The following is an 18,863-nucleotide window of genomic DNA, read 5'->3' on the forward strand; positions in this document are numbered from 1 at the left end:
CTATTTTACAGCCGGTGAATTTGGTGTAAAGTCTGCGGATCGGCATATATCAAAGCATATCTATATGAGGAGGAGAGCTGTTCAACATATAGTATCAACTGCATATGAGAATCCAGATATTCTGCAGAAAAAAACTCATTCTTTAATAGATGTGATAATTGAGGTTATTTCTTGCATAGTTGCTGTAATCATCACCGTATTTTTTGGGAATATGAAAATGGAACTATTTTTTGCATTTTTTCCGCTGGTCGCAATATTTAATTATTTAACTCTGAAAATATTTGTGTGGATTAGAACGGTTGCTGAAACTACTCGAGATTCATCCCAGAATCCCAAGAATGCCGGGGTCGTGTGGGATAAGTTCTTTTGGCTAGTGATATGTATGTTAATATGTTTCTTGACTGATATTATAGTTCTTTTGGCTGTTGATACTATATTGTCAATTGATATTAAGTGATTTCGGAATGGGAGTCTTTGATTTTTGTTTGAATAAAATTTTTCAATCATTAAAATACGACTAGCGAGAATGCCGCCGCACCCTCCCGAGTTTCGGGGGAGTGCGGCGGCATTTCTGCGCCTAGCGCCGTAATTTAGTGCCGCGTTCTGTAAGCCTTGCAAGCCCTAGAGCCCGCGCATTAGAACCTGCGCCCTAGAGCCCGCGCACGACCTTCAGTAGTTTGAGTGCTGAGTCGCGCCAGGAGTAGCGGCGCACATCCGACAGGCCGTCAATGATGACGCGCTCGCGAACGGCGGTGTCCTCCAGAGAACGGATAGCCTTTACCCAGTCGGCGGCGTGCGCCTCCGGGGCACCGTCAACCGGCGCGAACACGGCGTGCGGCGCGATCTCACGGAAAATCGGGATGTCACTAATCACCGCGGGGCAACCGGCAGCCTGAGCCTCGACCACGGGCAGGCCGTAACCCTCCTCGCGGGAGGCAGTCACCAGGGCGTGCGCCTGGCGGAGCAGCTGCTGGTACTCCTCGTCGCTCACGCCGTTGTGCACCTCCACGTTCTCACCGATGAGGCGCTCGTCGGTGAGTTGCACCAGACGCTGCGGCGGCATCTTCGACAGCAGGTGCAGGCGGTAATCCGGCAGGGAACGCATCGCCAGCAGCAGGGTTTCCACGTTCTTATACGGCATGAACGAACCCATGTACACCAGGTGCTTGACGGGCTGCTCTTCGCGGGTGGTGGCGCGTTCCAGCGCGGTCTGGCGGGATACGACGCTGCCGGGCTGCGGGGCGTTGGGCACCACGAACAGCGGCTTGGTGGTCAGCTCGTGCTCACGAATCAGTGAGGCGGTCGACTCAGAAACCGTCACGACCGCGTCGCCGTGATTGAGCAGGAAGCGCTGCGGGGTGTAGGTCTTGTGGAAGAGCCTCCAGCCCACGCGCACCGGTGCGGGCAGGAACCCGGGCGGGGTCGGGTGCGAGTAGTAGATCAGGTCGTGCAGGGTGAGGATCAGCTTGAATTTGCGTCCGGTGGAGCCGATGGTCTGCATGGGGGAGAACACCACGTCCGGCGCGTACTTGTTCAGCTGCAGTGCGGCGGTCGGTTCGAGCGGGCCGGTGGGCGAGCAGATTTTCACGTGCGGCAAGTCGGGCAGCATGTCCAGCTGACGCTCATCGCTGATAATCATGGTCAGGTCGAGGTCGGCGGCGGCTTCGTCACCGGTGTCGATGAGGGTTTTGAGCGCGCCCAGCAGGGAGGCGGTGTAGCGGCTGATGCCGTCGTGGAAGCCGATACGGGTGTATCGGGCGTCAACCATGAGTTTCATGTTGGTTCCTTACTTCTCGTTCCCTGAGTGGCCGGCGGCAAAATCGGCGATGAGTTCCGCGGCGCGGCGAGGGGTTTCGTAGTGGATGAGGTGCCCGACTTCAGGGATCATGTCCAGGCGCTCGCGGGCGCCGGACGAAGACGCGGGTAGATTGCGGGAATCAGGCAGGTCGCGGGAGGTCAGCGTCGCGTACATGGCGCGAGCTGTTTCGGGGGTACCCAGGTCGTCGTCTTCGGCGACGAGCATCTGCACCGGCACTCGGATTGCGGCGGCGTATTCGGCGGCGGTGTGCGTAATGGACGCTTCGTAGGCGCTGAGCACTCCGCGGCGGGAGCCGAAGGAGCCGAAGTAGGCGGCGTGCTGGCCGTTGATGAAGCGGCGCATTGCCTTGTCTTTGGTGCGCATCATGACTTCGCTGGAGGCGCGGGTAATCAGCTGCGAACGCAGGAGCGGGTAGCCGATTTTTTCGGGGAGTGCCGCGCCGGCGCGGTAGTAGAGGGAGGCGAGGCGGGAGGCGACGCGCTGGCTGCCTTCGAGGGCGGGCTCGCTAATCGGGTTGATGAGCGAGAGGAGCGCGAGCGAGTTCGGGTGTGCGGCGGCGAAGGCGCTGGTGACGATGGAACCGAAGGAGTGGCCGACCAGGTGCAGCGGTAGGGGCTGTGCATCCTCGCGGGCGGGGTTAGTGTGCTTCACAAAGTCGTTTAGCCACGCCACGTACGCGTTGATGTTGTCTCCGCCCTGAGCATTTTCATCCCGAGTGTTTTTGCCCTGAGTGCTTTCGGGCAGGTCTGCGGAGCGGCCGAATCCGGGCAGGTCGGGGCTGATGATGCTGACGTTCGGGATGAGCTTCAGCAGGTAGTTCGCGATGATTTCGAGGCCGTGGTGGTCGCCGCGGAAGCCGTGTACGAGCAGCACGGGGTAGGAGCCTTCGGGGAAGACTCCGTCGTTCATGCCTTTGCCGTACTGCCAGTAGCGGGTCATGACCGCCTGCGCGCCGTCACCGATGAGGGCGTCGTGGCGGGTGCCGGGAATGAGCGGGCCGGGCACACCCTCAAGAACTGAGGCGTTGGGGGAGTCCGGGGTAACGGTGGAGGTCATGGGTACCTTTCGCGGGTTGGGTACTGGGGCGGCAACGTCCCGTTCTTAATTCTAGGGGAGAAGCCTGAAAGGGCTCTGAAACCTGACTGTCGCATCGATAATCGCGCGGGTAATCGCGCGGGTGGTGCCGTCCATTTGGTAGTCGGTGCGGCCTCAACTCTGGTGTGGTGCAGGTTTCGCGTTACACTTGGAGGGTTAAGTTTTTATCAACCTGTCTTTATTTAAGGAATCGCTGTGTCTGCTCAGGTAGAGACCGAACGCAACGAAAATGCGTACGACTTCCGCGCTATGGAAGCCAAGTGGCGCCCCTACTGGGACGAAACGAAGGTTTTCCAGCCCACCGGTGACGCCCCCAAGGGCCGCAAGTATGTGCTGGATATGTTCCCGTACCCCTCCGGTGACCTTCACATGGGTCACGCGGAGGCATTCGCAATTGGTGACATGAACGCCCGCTACTTCAAGCAGTGCGGCTACGATGTTCTGCACCCGATTGGCTGGGACTCCTTCGGCCTGCCCGCTGAGAACGCAGCCATTAAGAACGACACTCACCCCAAGGAGTGGACGTACAAGAACATTGAGACTCAGGCTGAGTCCTTCAAGCGTTACGCTATTGCCGCTGACTGGAGCCGCCGCCTGCACACCTCGGACCCCGAGTACTACAAGTGGACTCAGTGGCTGTTCGAGCAGTTCTACAAGAAGGGCCTGGCGTACCGCAAGGACTCCATGGTCAACTGGTGCCCCAAGGACCAGACCGTGCTCGCGAACGAGCAGGTTGTGAACGGTGCGTGTGAGCGTTGCGGTACTACCGTGACTAAGAAGTCGCTAAACCAGTGGTACTTCAAGATCACTGATTACGCGCAGCAGCTGCTGGACGACATGGAGCAGCTGGAGGGCAAGTGGCCCGACCGTGTTCTGCTCATGCAGCGCAACTGGATTGGCCGCTCCGAGGGTGCTGAGGTGCGCTTCGAGATTGAGGCGACCGAGGACCAGGCTGCAGAGTCCTTCACCGTGTTCACCACCCGCCCGGACACCCTGTACGGTGCAACCTTCATCGTGGTTGCTGCGGATGCGGCGTTCGCCGAGCAGATCGTGGCACCCGAGCACAAGGCTGCCCTGGAGCAGTACCGCGAAGACATTAAGGCACTGAGCGATATTGACCGCCAGTCTTCCGACCGCGAGAAGACCGGCGTGTTCACCGGCCGCTACGCGATTAACCCGCTGACCGGCGCGAAGCTGCCCGTCTGGGCTTCTGACTACGTGCTCGCTGACTACGGTACCGGCGCGATTATGGCTGTGCCCGCGCACGACCAGCGTGACCTCGAGTTCGCCCTGAAGTTCGACCTGCCCATCGTGAAGGTTCTGGACGTTGAGGGTGCTGAGGACCCGGCTACCAGCGGTGTTGCCGCAGCTGGTGACGGCGTGCTCATCAACTCCGGTGAGCTGACCGGCCTGCCGAAGGCTGAGGCGCTCGCTAAGGCTATTGAGCTGGTTGAGGCCGCCGGCACCGGTGAGGGCAAGGTCATTTACCGTCTGCGTGACTGGCTGCTGTCCCGCCAGCGTTTCTGGGGCACCCCCATCCCCGTGATTCACTGTGAGGATTGTGGCGAGGTTCTGGTTCCTGAGGATCAGCTGCCGGTGCTGCTGCCCGATAACCTGCGCGGTGAGCAGCTGGCTCCTAAGGGCCAGTCGCCTCTTGCTGCTGCCGATGACTGGGCGATTGTGCCTTGCCCCGAGTGTGGTAAGCAGGCTCGCCGTGACTCGGACACCATGGACACCTTCGTGGATTCCTCCTGGTACTTCCTGCGTTACGTTTCCCCGAACTTCGATGAGGGCCCCTTCGACCCGCAGGCTATGAGCGAGTGGGGTGCCGTCGACATGTACGTTGGCGGTGTGGAGCACGCTATTCTGCACCTGCTGTACGCACGCTTCTTCACCAAGGTTGTTCGCGACCTGGGCCTGATCAAGCACGATGAGCCGTTCAAGGCGCTCATGAACCAGGGTCAGGTGCTCAACGGCGGTAAGGCGATGTCCAAGTCGCTGGGTAACGGCGTGAACCTGGGCGAGCAGCTCGACAAGTTCGGTGTGGACGCTATCCGCACCACCATGATTTTCGCGTCCCCGCCCGAGGATGACGTGGACTGGGCGGATGTTTCCCCGTCCGGTTCGCAGAAGTTCCTGGCTCGCGCATGGCGTGTGGCTCAGGACGTCACCAGCGAACCCGGCGTTGACGCAACCACCGGTGACCTGGAGCTGCAGAAGCTGATTGCTCGCACCGTGCACGAGGTTCAGGGCCTGCTGGATAACGGCAAGTTCAACGTGGTTGTTGCTAAGACCATGGAGCTTGTGAACGCTACCCGTAAGGCTATTGACTCCGGTGCTGGTGCGGCTGACCCGGCTGTTCGTAAGGCTGCTGAGACTGTCGCTATTCTGCTGTCGCTGTACGCCCCCTACACCGCTGAGGACATGTGGCACGCTCTCGGCCACGACACCCCGGTTCTGACCGCGGGCTTCCCCGAGGTTGACCCGGCTCTGCTGGTGGATGACACCGTCACTGCTATCGTTCAGATTAAGGGCAAGGTCAAGGCTCGCCTGGAGGTTGCGAAGGATATTTCCGAGCAGGAGCTTCAGGAGCTGGCTCTGGCGGATGCCGCTGTTCAGCGTTCGATTGGTGACGCCGAGATCCGCAAGGTGATTGTGCGTGCGCCTAAGCTCGTGAACATCGTGATCTAAGCTTTTTAGATAAAGGAAGTTTCTTAGATAAAGTACAAGCCCCGCTGCGGCTTCGGCTCGTTCAACGGAACGAATCCGGAGGTGCGGCGGGGCTTTGCTGTACTGCGGTAGTGATGAGTGCCATAATGTTCAGGGAACGCTAGGAGAGGGTTCGTCATCGAATCACGCACTGACGAACCGGAAGAAGGGCCGGAATATGGAGCGAGAGAACAAAGCAGAGAACCGCATTGCCGTGGTAACCGATAGCGCCGCCGCCCTCGACCCGGAGCTCGTGCAGCGCCTGAGCGCTCGCGGTAATTTTGTGCTGGTTCCGATGCCGGTGACTATTCGCACGCCCGGTGAGCCGGATCGTCAGCTGCAGGATTTGACCGCCGCCGAGGTGGATGAGGCGATTATGCTTGCACACGTGATGGGTCAGACGGTGAGCACTTCCGGGCCCGCGCCGGGCGTGTTTGCTGATGTGTATGACGAGTTGGCGTCGCGAGGTTTTACGCATGTGGTGTCGGTGCACCTGTCCGGTGAGCTCTCGGGTACGGTGGAGGCGGCACGCACCGGTGCCCGCCTGAGCCGCCTGGGTGCCGAGGGTGTGAGCGTGGTGGATAGCCGCACGGTTGCGGGCGCCTACGGTCACGCGGTGGTGCGCGCCTTGGAGGTGCTGAACTCTGCATCCGCAGGCGCGAGTGTTGAATGTCCGAGTCCCGCGCAGCTGGTGGGCTACATTCAGTCCGTCTGCGAGCAGTCTACGCTCTACTTTTATATCCCGACCCTGGATGCGTTGCGCCGCGGTGGTCGTGTTTCCCCGGCGTTGGCGATGGTGGGGCAGATGTTCCAGATTAAGCCGATTGGCACGATTACCGAGGGTAAGCTGGCGTATGTGGAGCGCCCCCGCACTGCGGCGCGCGCCCTAGAGCGCCTGGTGGAGGTGATTGTGCAGACCTGCCGTGAGCATCAGCATGCGGCGGCGCTCACCTCGGCTTCAGTGGGCTCTACCGCCGCCGGCCCCTCTAGTTCTTCACTTGCCGCATCCCCGCGCGGTGAGGTGGTTGCGGTGCATCATGTGGGCAATGCGGCGCAGGCGGTGCAGCTGTATGAGCAGGTTCAGCAGATGCTGGGGGAGAGCTCCCTAGTTCATGATGCTGCCGCTTCTTCGGCGCCGGAGTTTTTGGTGAGTGCGTTGCCGCCGGTGCTGTCGGCTCATTCGGGGCTGGGTGCTGTGGCGCTGGTCGTTTATTAGGATCGTGTACTAGCCGCCTTTCTGGTGTGCCCGTGTTGACCCTGTGCTGTGTGCTCGTGCTGTGTGTCCGCGCGGTGTTCCCGTGCGATGCGCCGCGGGCGACACGAAACACGACACGAAAACTGTGTGCCGGGAGCGTATTTAACCCGTTTTGAGGCTGTGGTGTGTCTTACGTTGGGGTCATCTGTTTTCGGGTGAGAATTTGCACTGCGTGCGAGCGCACGGGGCGCCATTGAAACCCATTCGCAGATGAAAGGGTATTTTTTACCCTCAGATTTTGCCTTGATATGGCGCGGTTTTTAGTAAATGTGCGTTTCATGTGTGTTTATGTTGCCGTGACCGTATCGCAACATTTTCTAAGCATGAACACAACGCAAACCAACAGAAAACAACGGGTTTTTGCCGGTTTTTATGGCGCAACTCACAAAAATTTCTCGATATAACACACCAAAACACACACAAACTAGGGTAGGATTATTACCAACAACGGCGGAACGCACCGGGCAACATAGAGCACGGACGAATCCGACTAAACCAGAGCCCACAAGGCATCGGATTTGTACACCGCCACCAACGCACTGACAAGGAGATACTCCAGTGACTGTACGCGTAGCAATCAACGGCTTCGGCCGCATCGGCCGCACCTTCTTCCGCGCAGCTCAGACCGAGGGCGTCGGCTTCGAGATCGTCGCAATCAACGACCTCACCGATGTTGAGACCCTGGCACACCTGCTCAAGTACGACTCCATCATGGGTCGCTTCAACGCAGAGGTCGAGGTCAAGGAAGGCGCGCTGGTTGTTGACGGCAAGGAAATCAAGATCCTCGCTGAGCGTGACCCCCAGAACCTCCCCTGGAAGGACCTGGGCGTTGACGTAGTCCTCGAGTCCACCGGTTTCTTCACCGAAGGCAGCAAGGCAAAGGCACACATCGAGGCTGGCGCTAAGAAGGTTATCCTCTCCGCTCCCGGTAAGAACATCGACGGCACCTTCGTCATGGGCGTGAACGACGACCAGTACGATGCAGCTAACCACCACATCGTCTCCAACGCATCCTGCACCACCAACTGCCTCGCTCCGATGGCTAAGGTCCTGAACGACGCATTCGGCATCAAGCAGGGTCTGATGACCACCATCCACGCATACACCGCTGACCAGCGTCTGCAGGATGCTCCCCACCGCGACCTGCGCCGTGCACGCGCAGCAGCTGTGAACATGGTCCCCACCTCCACCGGTGCAGCAGCAGCTGTTGGTCTGGTTCTGCCCGAGCTGAAGGGTAAGCTGGACGGCTTCGCAGTCCGCGTTCCCACCATCACCGGCTCCATCACCGACCTGACCTTCACCGCTGAGCGTGAGGTCACCGTTGAGGAAGTCAATGCAGCAGTCAAGGCAGCAGCTGAGGGCCCCATGAAGGGCATCATCAAGTACAACGAGGATCCCATCGTGTCCAAGGACATCGAGGGTGAGCCCATCTCCACCGTCTTCGACGCACCGCTGACCAAGGTCATCGGCGACCAGGTGAAGGTTATCGCTTGGTACGACAACGAGTACGGCTACGTTGCACGCCTCGTGATGTTCACCAACAAGGTTGTGGCATCCCTCTAAGCCCCAATAGGCTTACGACGCTCACCGAGTGTAAGCGTCACCCCGCGTAACTAACGCATAGTGAACCCCGGCACCACCGCATTAAGCGGGGGAGTCGGGGTTTGCTGTACCAAGACCCATGTGTAAGGGCCTTGAATAAAACCCCTAAAAACGTATAAACATACTGTTTTCCGTCGCCCTTTTTGGGTCAAAAATACCGTAAGAAGATAGCTGATAGAGAGTGCGAATATCCGCGATATTCTGCGGAAAAACACCATATAAAAGCTATTTTTTAGGCTGTCAATCACCCTAATGTTCGGTATGATGGAAACGGTATATAAACCCACCTATCCAGGAGGAATTCCTATGGCTAAGGCACTGTCCGAACTGCTCGAAGAAGGCGTCGCAGGCCGCCACGTTCTCGTCCGTTCCGACCTGAACGTACCCCTGAAGGACGGCGTTGTCACCGACGACGGCCGCGTCCGCGCATCCCTGCCCGTCATTGAGAAGCTTGCCAAGGCTGGCGCACGCGTTATCGTGACCGCACACCTGGGCCGCCCCAAGGGCAAGGTTGACCCCCAGTACTCCATCGCACCGGCAGCTGCACGCCTGGCTGAGCTGGCGTCCGTGCCCGTGAAGGTTGCAACCGACCTGGTAGGCGAGGACGCAAAGGCTAAGGCAGCAGCCCTGGCTGACGGCGAAGTTCTGGTTGTTGAGAACGTCCGCTACGACGCACGCGAGACCTCCAAGGACGACGCAGAGCGCGGCGAATTCGCTGACGAGCTGGTCGCACTGACCGGCGAGAACGGCGCATACGTGAACGACGCATTCGGCGCGGTTCACCGCAAGCACGCTTCCGTCTACGACGTTGCTAAGCGTCTGCCCGCATACCTGGGTGACCTGGTGAAGAAGGAAGTTGACGTTCTGGCTAAGACCCTGAACGACCCCGAGCGTCCCTTCGTTGTGGTCATGGGTGGCGCTAAGGTTTCCGACAAGCTCGCCGTGATTGACAACCTGATCGGTAAGGCTGACACCATCCTCATTGGTGGCGGCATGGGCTACACCTTCGCATACGCACAGGGCTACGAGGTTGGCCAGTCGCTGCTGGAGAAGGACCAGGTCGACAACGTTCTGCGTTACCTGAAGGAAGCTCCCGAGAAGGGCACCGAGATCATCACCGCAGTGGATGTTGTCTGGGCTGACGCATTCTCCGCTGACGCTAACACCGAGATTCGCCCGATTGAGGACCTGACCGGCGGCAAGCTGGGCGCAGAGGCTGAGGGTCTGGACATTGGCCCCAAGACCGCTGAGATTTTCGCTGAGAAGATCAAGGGCGCAAAGACCATCTTCTGGAACGGCCCCGTTGGCGTGTTCGAGATTGCTCCCTTCGCTGAGGGTACCCGCGCGGTGGCACAGGCTATCGTCGACTCTGACGCATTCTCCATCATTGGTGGTGGCGACTCCGCTTCTGCAGTCCGTAACCTGGGCTTCAAGGATGAGCAGTTCGGCCACATCTCCACCGGTGGTGGCGCTTCCCTCGAGTACATTGAGGGTAAGACCCTGCCCGGCCTGGAGGCACTGGGCGCCTAATCTGGGTGCACAGATTTAGTACACGGTTTTAGTGTAGGGAACCCCCGTCGGGGCGGTACTTCGGTACCGTTCCGGCGGGGGTTTCTGCATGCCCGCTCATGCCCGGATAGTCCTGCGCGGGCAGGGGGCGGGGCTGTTTCCTGGCTATATGCTGTGGATTCCCTGGATTCGCCGCCTGTATCGGGGAGGCTGAGGAGCGGCTTTACTAGACTGGAAATGTAGAGAATTCCAAACCTGCAATCTCAAGACGGTTGCGGGGGAGCGCACGCACCTCTACCGACAAGCAAATACAGGCGGGCGAAGACGCTCAGCCGTGGAGCCCAGCTACCCGCGAGTAGCCCAGAACCACCTCGGCAGCTCGCAAACTCAGCAGCTCGTGTACTCAGTAGCTCATGAACATGGAATCCAGGGAGGGAAAGAATGCCCATAGACACTCAAGCGCTCTTTGACGAAAAAGACTACACGGGAACATACCCGTACGTTGCCGATGGCGTGATTGGACCCTACACACCCGCAAACCGGGACCACCCCGCCTACTCGGCGCCCGCCCCGGGCGTGAGGTACAGGCCGAGGCACTATGCGGCGAGGAACCTGCGCCCCTACCTGGGCTACTACTACGCCTGCCAAAACTACATGATTCTCGCCTCGGAACCGGCAGTTCTGAAGATTGACAATATCAGCGAAGAAATGTTCTTCCCCGCCATTCAGGACCTCTACGAAGAAGGTAAAGGCTGGGTCATTACCCCTAACCCCCAGATTCTGACCATGAACCTGCTGGAGGGGCAGCCGCGCCTCATCGACGAGACGCTAAAAATTGTGGAATGGAACGTGCGGTTCGATATCCTTCCCGAAGTTCGGGTGTACCGCAAAGACACGAACCAGGTGTACCCCATCACTGATTTTGATACGCGCGGCCTCATCCGTGACGGCGCAATACACGGGACTCTACGCACACAATTCACGAATGAGTGGAGGCCCGTCCAATTCATCTCAGAGAATAGCCTGAGCTAGGGGAGGGGAGAGAAGCATGACGAATAACTTTGGCGGACCCGGATATAACCGACCAGGATATAACGAGCAACGAGCGTACATGAGGTCTGTGATTACTCGCGCCAAGTTTATACGAGCTGGCGTGTTCGCTGGTGCTGCCCTCGTTGCGGTGGCTTTTGGTTGGGGTACTAAACTGCTCAACGGGACGGGTTCGGAGTCCCAGGCCGATAAGAAGCGCGACCAGGAATTTGTGCGTCTGGAACCAACGGAGAAGTACGATGAGCTCCGTGCCCTGGGGCCTTCCTCCGGGCCGCTGGTTTATACGGCGTTTGAGCGTAAGGGCCGCTTCATCCCTGCTACCGAGGCGCAGGCGGCGCAGAACGTGCCGTACCCTATTCAGCAGCCCGGAATGGACAACTACGACCGCGCCGGCTTGTACGCATTCTTGGCGTACTACTTCGCGTCGATGAATTACTTCTACCACACGGGCGATACGGAGCCCCTTTCTAAGGTCACGGACCCGGAAAAGGTGTTGCACCCCGAAATTCTTCGCCTGTACAAGGAGAAGCGCGGATGGGTTATTTCGGCTGACAAGAACGTGCTGAGCGCCAACGTTGTTGATGATCTTATTGCGGGTGAGAAACCTAAAAATACGAGCCGAAATATCCTGGTGAGCACCCTGTACACGAATAAGGCTACGAACCTCGCGTTTTATGTTAAGGAGACGGGCGAGAAGCAGGATATTCACAAATATTTGAGGTACCTGGGGCGTTTCTCACTGGCTGTGGAGCATCTGCGCGGGCAGTGGGTGATTGTGGCTGACCGCGACGGCTACAGCATCCGCAACACCTACGAGCCGATCTACCCGCAAGGATTCGGGCAGCTGTAGTTTCTCTAGAAACCCCCGCCGGGCAGTACTTTCGGTACTGTGCTGGCGGGGGTTTCTTGCTGGACTTTTGAGATGGATGCTTCGTGAGCGGCTAGGTGGGGTGGAATCTGTCTTGCTGAGTTCGTGTGCAGAGTGTGCGTGTGTTACCTTGAAGGGTGTGTGATTCTCACTGTCACCGAGAGGGAACACACATGCAACGAATGTGAGCGAGGAAGCTCGTTCACCGTCACATCAACTTCCGGAAGTAAATATATGGATAACGTCCACGCTAATACTGAAGCTGTTCCTTTTGACTTTGAGAGCGCCGAGGCTCTCAAAACGCATTTGACGCATCTAACTCAGGTAATTGAGCATCAGCTCCCTGCCCGCTATGGCGCCGATGGTACTTGCGGTGCCGCTCAGCTCGCCTTAGAAGGTTTTACTGGCGGCTATGCACGGGGGTATAGGGCAAAGCTTGCTTCGTCATTTGCGCTGTTGCGAGAGTTTAAAGAGTGCTTTAGCAACGCAGCTCGTAATATGGAGACCTACATTAAAGCTGCTCGTGAGGAAGAGCGCATTCGCCGAGAGATTACTGAATGGGAGAAGCTCAACGCACGTAAGCAAAGAGCTCGTGATCTTGAGAAGCTTGAGTATGACCTTCAGAATCAAGGCGCGTATAGCGTCGATAACCCTGACCTCAACCTTGAGGTTCCCCCTCGTCCTATGCCTTCCCGACCCCCGCATTTTGAGGTCTACACACCCCGCCCTGTAGCAGATTCCCTTACCGGTGGTCAGGGAAGCGCTGTATCTTCGGGAGCCTCTCAGAGCACTCTTGGTCGTTTTGCGGAGGAAAACTCCTCCGCTCGGGGTACTCAGCGTGTGAATACCCGTGCTGCAATTGCCTCTGCTGGTTCCACGGTTTCCATCATTCCGCATAATGCATATCAGCATCGTCAGGTTAATCTTTCTATGAATGCTGAACTTGGTCAGGCGCAGCTTCGCGTTGCATCCACCTATGCTCAGTTTCGTTCAAATACTTCATGGGGAACTTTTAACGCCGACTCATTGATTGCTGCGTTGCACACCTGGATTGAGGATGTCGATGCAGATGTCCATTGGTTGGGTAAGCTTGCTCAAACGATGTTTGATGTCGCAAGTCGTGGTTACCTGGAAAAACCGGCTATTGAACATCACGAAGAACTTTCAGGACCTGGGGCAAAGGCTCAAATTAGCCTCGAAATGAACTATCTGGATGAGCTGATGCATGATGATATTCCCATGCATCACCTACTGCAGGTTCCTGGCGCGAGCATTACTGGTGTAAATATCTCATCTGGCTATGCAAATGACCCGGTTAACGTTGCAACTGGTAACTTCATTGAAAGTGAAGTTGACCTTCGCTCTCGCGTGAACTCGGTGCTACGTCTTGAGCGTACCTACAACAGTGTTCTCGCCGCCCTCCCGAATGCCCCTCGTGGTACTTTTGGTAAGGGCTGGTCAAGCATGCTGGACAGCCGACTTGAACAAAACTCCGACAGCATCTCATGGCACACTGCTGACGGTCGTGAACTCGTCTTTGAACGTGATGCTAACTCAGCTAGCGGGTATGCACGGACCCCCAACGCCCCCTACTGGCTGGAGAAGGTAACCGAGTCGGTTCTAGACGCGGCACCTACACATAATGTGGAATCAGCCTCTGCGCCCTTCGAAGAAAATACCGAAGGACAAGAGGCACTTTGGTGCGCCCTGTACTCTGCTGTGAATAAAGCGGTCAAGTCCGCCCATCATCTACTGCCAGCAACTATTGAAGTAACGGAATCGTCTGAACCCAGCTACTACTGGTCTGTTACTAACCATTCTGGTACCCGTTATTTGTATGCTCCTTCGGGCGAATTGGTTGCTTTCATGGAGGGGCACCCCAGCTCAGCTGTAGTTGCTCTGTACAGCCGTGGCCCAAAGGCTAATGCCGATGAGGAGTTCGTAGCGCAGCGACCGAGCGCTTTGATTCAGCCCCTTAGCGCGCAGGGCATTGTTGTCAGCTATGACGCCCAGGGTTTTGTATCTGGAGCATCTCTGGTCAACTTCCGTGAAGGCTCCTCTGAAGAACATTCATCAGTGCAGGCTGAAAGCCAGCTGAACGATGTGCTCTATATCTACAATTCTGCTGGCGTACTTTGTGAAGTTCAGCGACCTGATGGTACCCGCCGTTATGAACAGACGGAGGATAACCTCATCCACCGTGTCTGGAATGAAACGGGATATTGCGAGGTCGAGAATAGCTATGACGCTGACGGCCGCATCGTAGCCCAGAAGACTGAGCATGGTCGAAATATTAGCTACCGCTATGAGCACGGTCTAATGACCGTGATTGAAGATTCCGGAACCGGTGAGCACGCTAATATTTGGCGTTCAAATGAACACGGTCAGCTTGTTTCCCTCGTGGCTGGCGACGGAAGCCGCCAGTCCATGCGATACAACTCCTACGGTTACCGCACTTACATCTGTGAGCGTGACGGATCCGTGACGCATCGTAGCTACGATGAACGCGCTCGCCTTGTCTCGGAAAATACTCCGGAAGGTGCAGTCCACCGCTATACGTGGGATGAGTATGATCGTATGCTTGCCCACCGAATTATGAATAAGGACCGGCGTGCAGGCACTCTCACCGAAACACGCTATACCTACTCCCAGAACCCGCTGGACCCTAACCCTCTGACTATTACCCGTAACGGAGGCGATACAACTTATCTTGAATGGGACAACGCCGGTCATTGCACCGCCGTCACTGATGAATCAGGATTCAAACAGCACTTTACCTACAATGACCGTGGACAGCTTCTGAGCTCCACGGATTCTAGTGGTGCTCAAGCGCAGTATTCGTATGATGCTGCCGGCAACCTTTGCTCAGTAACTAATCCCCTCGGCGATACCCAGTATTTTGAGTGGGATGCGAGCGGGCGCCTCAGCACGGTGGTCGACGCGATGGGTGCTCGTTGGGGTTTGTCCTATGAAGAGGCAGCTCAGAATGCTACGCCGACCTCCGAGCAGCGCTTGACAGCGCTGACCGACCCTGAAGGTAACATCACTACTTTTGAATACTCGGCTGGTCACCTAAGCACTGTGATTGACCCTATGGGTAATCGAACCAGTGTCGAACGCGACACTTGGGGCAACGTTATCTCCATGACTGATGCCGCAGGAGCTCAGACCCATTATGAATACGACGAACTCTCGCAGCTCGTCGCTATTGTTGACCCCTGTGGGGCTCGTACCGAGTATGAGTATTCTCTAACTGGCGACCTGAGCCGCATTGTGGACGCTACGGGTGTAGCTTTGGGCATTACCCACTCGCGCTCTCACGGTGAGTACTCGATGCGAGTTGAGGGCGCACCCGGTAACTATGCCGTTGTAACTGATGCCCTGGGACGAGTTGTTTCTGCATCAAATTCTCTGATGACTATGGTGCCGGGTCTGGGTCCCGCTGGCTCCTTGCACTCTGATTCTTCTCTTGCAGGGCTTGCTTTTGCTTCAGCAGGTAAGCAGCTTTCTGAGCGTCCTGCGGGTCCTTGGGCGTCGTGGAGCTTGGTGCAGCCGGAACTTCGTGTTCCCACTATTTTGGGTTCCCGCAATAACGTATCGCGAGTCGACAGTACCCTTACTGCTACTCATCTTCCGTCTGTTATTACGATGTTTGAGAACCGTCAGGATATGGCGGCTCTCTTTGGCGTGCCCGTTCCTAAGTTGAATATTCCGGATGCCTCTATCCTTCTCAACTCTTCCTCTGATAGTTCTGCACAGGCTGGGTATAACGCTCAGAGCCAGGTTGCTCAGATTATCTCTGCAAATGGAGCGGTAGTTAGCTTCGAGTATGATTCTCAGGGGCGCATGAGTCGTAGCGTTAGCGCAGCTGGTCGAGAGACCATCTTTGAATATGATGCTGCAGGTCGTTGTATCAGTCAGAAGGTTCTCAAGAAGACGAGTGAGCTCGACACTGACGAAGATTACCTGGAAACTATCTTTACCTATGATGCTGCAGGTCGTCTGTTGGAGAAGACCATTCGGGACTCTGCAGATGCTTCAGCAACCCCGTCGCGTCTTGTGCAGTACACCTATGATGCTGCTGGCCGACGCATTAAAGAAGATACGGGAGAGAAGGTTACCTGCTACAGCTACACTTCACGTGGACTTATTGCGCGTATTGAAGATAGCGTTGAAGGTGCCCGTTCTTTCTCATACGATGCGGCAGGTCGCCTTGTAAATGTTGAAGACGCTTTGGGCGGCACCTCCCGCTGCGAGTATGATGCCCTCGCACGTCCTCTGCGCTGGATTACGCCTGCGGGTATCGTAACGAGCTACGAATGGGATGCGGCAGGACGCCTTCTCCGTGAAGAACGCTCGGGTACAAGTTTTACGGTTGAAAATGCGGCAGACTCTCTCGTACGTACTTTCTCCTACGATGCTGCAGGCCGTCTTCTGACGATGAATGACGGCGAACGTATCCGTTCGTTTGAGTACGATTACGCTCGTGGTGGTGTACTCCGCTCAGTCACGGTTGATGGTGAAGTTCAAGGAACTTTTGAATATTCCTTGATGAGTGGACGTGGCTCACAGCAGAGCACGTTGAAGGTTTCGGTAAATGATGCAAAGGCAGAGCACATCTATGAGTACTCTGCATCTGGCAGGTTGCTGAGCCGTACTCGCGTACCCCATGGTGATATGAGCATGAAGCGCATCTCAAGTACGGTGTCTATTGCTGATCACATCACGGGTATTCTTCGTGCCCCAGACGTGAACCAGCGTATTCTGCATGCCTTGCAAGCGTTTAAGCAGCGCGGTGAGTACACGCTGAACTATACCTACGATGCAGATGGTGTTCTGGTAATGAATAGTAACCCGTACGGTTCAGTTCGCTGGATGCGTGACGGTGCGGGTCGAGTGCGCCATACTCAGTCTAAGGACGCTTTTGCTCGCACCAGGGAGATGAAATTTACCCATGCTCCGTGTGGTGCCCTGACTTCGGCGCGTACAGATGACACTCACACCGTGTGGGAACTCGATCCTGTTAAGAATGTTCCCGTGGGCTATAAGGTAGAGCGTACCGGTACCCGTGAGGTGGGAACTGGGACTGCACCTGTCAGCACGTTTGCTGCTCATGTGGAACGTGACGCTTCTCCTCAGGTTGCTGTTTGCACGCTTGAAGACGCAGAAAATAACTCTGCGGTGCGCACTATGAAGTATCGCTATGATGCTTCTGGCGCTCTTACCTCTGTATCTGATGGTACTCAGGAGCGAACCTGGACCTATGAAAACGGCATGATGGTCGCTGAAGCATTGTATAAGCGTAGTTATGAGCAGGGAGATAACGCCCTGCTGCTGGAACGCGCCTTCAACCACAACTCAATTGGTCTACTCAGCGCTGTTTCTGAGGTGCAGTATGGTGCCGATGGTACTGCCCAGAATCGTTCTCGAACTGAGTATTTCTATAACGCTGCCGGCGAGCGCGTTCGTGAGGTGACAACGGACGAGCTGACTGGGCAGCGCCGTGAGCGTGCCCTTGGCTGGGATGCCATGGGGCAGGTGAACGCTATCCGCCAGGGTGATGAAGAATGGTCACTGCACCATGACATGACTGGTGAGCTTGCCTCTGTGCATGCAAGCACCACGGTTGATGTTCCTGGCGCGTCTATGCCTTTGGTATGGGACGCCGTTTCATCAACGCCTATGGTATTGGGCGTGGGCGGAATGAGTGCTGGTTCTGTGCTGGGGAATATGTCTTCTGAAGAGGAACTGGGCTATGGCTTGGGCTGGTCTATGTCTTCTAACCCGTGGGAAAGTGACGTAGTTACTGTTGCTGCTGTTCCTGGTCTTGGCATGGTTAGTGCTGGTCCGGCAGCTTCCTCAGTCAATATTGCTGGTCTTGATTTCATGGGTTTCCGTGTGGCTGATGCTGGCGTGCGCCGTTTTGTGTCCACTGATGCTTTGAGCTCGGTGCCGGGTATTGTGCACGGTATGGATACGAACTCTTTTGTAGGCTGGAACCCTATTTCCCTAGCTGACCCGTGGGGTTTGCGCCCGATGTCAGTGCAGGAATTTAGGGACTATCAGGTTCGAAAAACAGAGAAGAAAAATCATGATACATCTGAGATTATTAACGAGATAAAGTATAGTCCTGGTGCCCAAATACTGTTGTTTATAATGGGGATAATTGATTATTCACCACTTTCCCCCTTTGGAATATATAATTACTTTAATAAAGATCCAAAGATTGAGGATTTGAATGTTCAGCGGCAGCATGGGCATAGTGGGGATATTCCTCCTGTTCCTCCGCAAAATATTCATCAAGTGGCGCAACGCATGAATTCAGTTAATGACAATCAACATGTTAAAGACATGGAGAAATCGCAAGGAAACGCAGGGTACTCAGCCGTTCAAATTGACGTTTATGAAGGGAAGAAGCCTGATGATTCGAAGGAGAAGGTTGCATATGTTTATATTCCCGGCACTGATTTTGATTTTTCGATAAAAGGTGGAAAAGATGGTGAGATTGGCTCTATAGGAAATAATCTTGGTCTGGCTGGTAATACCTCTGATAAACCTGTTGATGATTTGTCGCCCTACCACCGAATGGTGGAAAAGGCAATGAAGGATGCTAAGCTACAAGACGTAGACCGAGTAGTAATGGTTGGTCACTCTCAGGGCGGTGCCGTGGCGTATTCACTTGCTAATAATAAGGAATTTAATAGTAAATATAAGGTATCTAATGTTGTAACCTATGGTGCACCGACCAGCAATCTTGAGGGACAACGAGATGATCTTGACCATCACTTTAACTATGTGGCTGTTGTGAACGAGAATGACGTGGTTCCTGGCCTAACACCTGGAAAGCAATACGGCGAGCCCGCTAATCGTGTACATGTCGTCGAAAGTGATAAAGCTAGGGGGGGCATGGATTCTCACGGTATGAATATTTATGTCGATGCTACTCAGCGTTATGT

General features: G+C 56.0%; 10 protein-coding genes. 8 read left to right on the forward strand and 2 right to left on the reverse strand.

The window, feature by feature from the left end; translation table 11 throughout:
• On the forward strand, positions 1-457 hold a 457-nt coding region (locus HXO69_RS06390; protein WP_296546021.1), incomplete at its 5' end, for a hypothetical protein.
• A gap of 192 nt (positions 458-649) precedes the next feature.
• Here HXO69_RS06390 and HXO69_RS06395 read toward each other — a convergent pair.
• Together HXO69_RS06395 and HXO69_RS06400 are read right to left on the reverse strand one after the other, a co-directional pair.
• Complete coding sequence (locus HXO69_RS06395; RefSeq protein ID WP_296546022.1) at positions 650-1,777, reverse strand: glycosyltransferase family 1 protein; 1,128 nt, start codon at positions 1,775-1,777, stop codon at positions 650-652.
• Positions 1,778-1,786: 9 nt separating this feature from the next.
• Positions 1,787-2,875 (reverse strand): alpha/beta fold hydrolase, encoded by a 1,089-nt coding sequence (locus HXO69_RS06400; protein ID WP_296546024.1) that lies wholly within the window; start codon positions 2,873-2,875, stop codon positions 1,787-1,789.
• A gap of 228 nt (positions 2,876-3,103) precedes the next feature.
• On the opposite strand from HXO69_RS06400, the gene leuS reads away from it, so the two are divergent.
• The 7 genes from leuS to HXO69_RS06435 all read left to right on the forward strand — a co-directional run.
• Positions 3,104-5,605: a leucine--tRNA ligase gene (gene leuS / locus HXO69_RS06405; protein ID WP_407072261.1), complete on the forward strand. Its 2,502-nt coding sequence runs from the start codon at positions 3,104-3,106 to the stop codon at positions 5,603-5,605.
• Between the two features lie 196 nt (positions 5,606-5,801).
• Entirely contained in the window at positions 5,802-6,839 is a 1,038-nt protein-coding gene (locus HXO69_RS06410; protein WP_296546027.1) for a DegV family protein, read from the forward strand.
• A 597-nt stretch (positions 6,840-7,436) separates the two neighbouring features.
• Positions 7,437-8,441, forward strand: coding sequence for a type I glyceraldehyde-3-phosphate dehydrogenase (gene gap, locus HXO69_RS06415; RefSeq protein ID WP_005506148.1), 1,005 nt, complete (start codon positions 7,437-7,439; stop codon positions 8,439-8,441).
• A gap of 345 nt (positions 8,442-8,786) precedes the next feature.
• Positions 8,787-10,010, forward strand: a complete 1,224-nt coding sequence (locus HXO69_RS06420; protein ID WP_070830725.1) for a phosphoglycerate kinase — start codon at positions 8,787-8,789, stop codon at positions 10,008-10,010.
• Positions 10,011-10,430: 420 nt separating this feature from the next.
• On the forward strand, positions 10,431-11,021 hold the full coding sequence (locus HXO69_RS06425) for a DUF6318 family protein (protein WP_296546028.1): 591 nt from the start codon (positions 10,431-10,433) through the stop codon (positions 11,019-11,021).
• Positions 11,022-11,100: 79 nt separating this feature from the next.
• Positions 11,101-11,889, forward strand: a complete 789-nt coding sequence (locus HXO69_RS06430) for a DUF6318 family protein (protein ID WP_296546029.1) — start codon at positions 11,101-11,103, stop codon at positions 11,887-11,889.
• 252 nt (positions 11,890-12,141) lie between these two features.
• On the forward strand, positions 12,142-18,863 hold a 6,722-nt coding region (locus HXO69_RS06435), incomplete at its 3' end, for a DUF6531 domain-containing protein (RefSeq protein ID WP_296546030.1).

Origin of the sequence: Rothia sp. (in: high G+C Gram-positive bacteria), from assembly GCF_015265375.1 — a bacterium.
Classification (GTDB): Bacteria; Actinomycetota; Actinomycetes; order Actinomycetales; family Micrococcaceae; genus Rothia.

Bases quoted from the DNA above. Each gene is read 5' to 3' on its own strand.
- HXO69_RS06395 (WP_296546022.1), bottom strand. From the start codon at position 1,777: ATGAAACTCATGGTTGACGCCCGATACACCCGTATCGGCTTCCACGAC.
- HXO69_RS06400 (WP_296546024.1), bottom strand. From the start codon at position 2,875: ATGACCTCCACCGTTACCCCGGACTCCCCCAACGCCTCAGTTCTTGAG.
- HXO69_RS06410 (WP_296546027.1), top strand. From the start codon at position 5,802: ATGGAGCGAGAGAACAAAGCAGAGAACCGCATTGCCGTGGTAACCGAT.
- HXO69_RS06420 (WP_070830725.1), top strand. From the start codon at position 8,787: ATGGCTAAGGCACTGTCCGAACTGCTCGAAGAAGGCGTCGCAGGCCGC.
- HXO69_RS06425 (WP_296546028.1), top strand. From the start codon at position 10,431: ATGCCCATAGACACTCAAGCGCTCTTTGACGAAAAAGACTACACGGGA.
- HXO69_RS06430 (WP_296546029.1), top strand. From the start codon at position 11,101: ATGAGGTCTGTGATTACTCGCGCCAAGTTTATACGAGCTGGCGTGTTC.